The following is a 1,561-nucleotide window of genomic DNA, read 5'->3' on the forward strand; positions in this document are numbered from 1 at the left end:
CCTGAACCCTCGCCCAACCTCCTGGCCACCCTTGGGGCGCCCAACATGATAGGCGCCGGACTTTCAGAAACGGAGGAAAGATCGCTCGCTTCCAGGTTCCCCTCAAAGGCCGAAAAGAAATGGAGCATCCTCATCGGCGGCGACGATGCGAATTACTCGATCCCTCCGGAATGGGCCGAAAATGTTCTGAAAGCTCTCCTTGAAACAGCCAAAAAGACTGGTGCCGATGTCTTCATCACGACTTCGAGAAGGACACTTCCAGCGACGGAAGAAAAAATCGCCGAAATGGTGAAGGGCTCTCCCCACGTAAGGATGCTCGTCCTGGGGTCGAAAGACCCCTGGAACCCCGTCCCCGCTATGCTCGGGGCCTGTCAACGGGTATTCTGCACCGAGGACTCGGTCTCCATGAACTCCGAAGCGGTGACCGGAGGCCATGTGGTGCAGATCCTCAGGGTCGATAGGAAAAGGGGCTTAAAGAAATGCCTTCAGGACCTTACAGCTAAGATGGTCGATAAGAACTTGCTGTCTGGTCAAAGGCTTTGGGGCATTCCCCGGTTCGACTTAATGATAGAATCATTCTGTAGCAGAGGCTTGGCGATGGAGTATGACCCCGCAAGGCTTGATCAAGTGTCGCCGGCCCGGGGGAGGAAAAACGAAGGTCTTTCATTCAACGAAGCGAGGAGGGCGGCCGAGTGGATCATCCAGGGGTGGAAATCTTGAAGATCGCCCAGATTTTGCCCGAATTCCACGAAGGCGGGGTGGAACGCCACGTCCTTTGGCTCTCAAATGAACTGGGCACGATGGGGCACCAGGTGACGGTCATCACCGCCGGCGGCAAACTGGAGGAAAAACTGGACCCTGGTGTAAATCTATGGAAATTGCCCGTCCACCGGAAGAACCCTGTCACGGGATTCTATTCGGCTTTCAACATAACCGCTAGGGCGAAGCGGGAAAACTGGGATATTCTTCATGCCCACTCGAGGGTACCCGTATGGATCGCCTGGTGGGCGTCTTCGATGTCGGGCGTACCCTGGGTTTTCACCGCCCACGCCCGTTATAGCCTGAACTCGGGGTTGAAACCCTTCCCCCGGGCAAAGGGGGCTATCTGCGTCAGCAAGGCTGTGGAGGAGCATCTACGGTCATTCCTGCCCCTGAACAGGGCGGTAATTCCGAACGGGCTCCCACCGGTAGAGTCCAGGTGGGAAAGAAGAGGAGGAGTGGTGAAGCGGTTACTTTTCGTAGGCCGACTGACGAGGATCAAAGGTCTTGATGTGTTGCTCTCGGCGCTGGATGGGTTGAAAGACCAGGAATGGGAACTGGACGTGATCGGCGACGGCCCTCAGCGAGCCGAATTTGCGACCTTGTCGGAGCGCCTGGGTTTATCGGACCGTGTCCGCTTCCATGGTTTCCAGGACAACCCCCAGGATTGGATGATTGAAAGCGACCTTCTGGTATTTCCCTCGTTGGATGAAGGGATGGGGCTTGTCCTGCTGCAATCGGCGCAAGTGGGGTTGCCCGTGATCGCTTCTGATCTTGACGCAGCCAGGGAAATAGGCGCCAA

At 56.6% G+C, this 1,561-nt stretch carries 2 protein-coding genes; both read left to right on the forward strand.

Annotation, left to right across the window (positions count from 1 at the left end; all coding sequences use genetic code 11):
- Positions 1-720 (forward strand): hypothetical protein (locus GX108_08485; protein ID NLO57058.1); only part of this gene is annotated, 720 nt, incomplete at its 5' end.
- Positions 693-1,561, forward strand: an 869-nt coding sequence (locus GX108_08490) for a glycosyltransferase family 4 protein (protein NLO57059.1), incomplete at its 3' end; no start/stop codon positions are given. The genes GX108_08485 and GX108_08490, both read left to right, overlap by 28 nt.

The sequence above is a fragment of the Thermovirga sp. genome (genome assembly GCA_012523215.1).
In the GTDB taxonomy this organism is placed as follows: domain Bacteria; phylum Synergistota; class Synergistia; order Synergistales; family Thermovirgaceae; genus 58-81.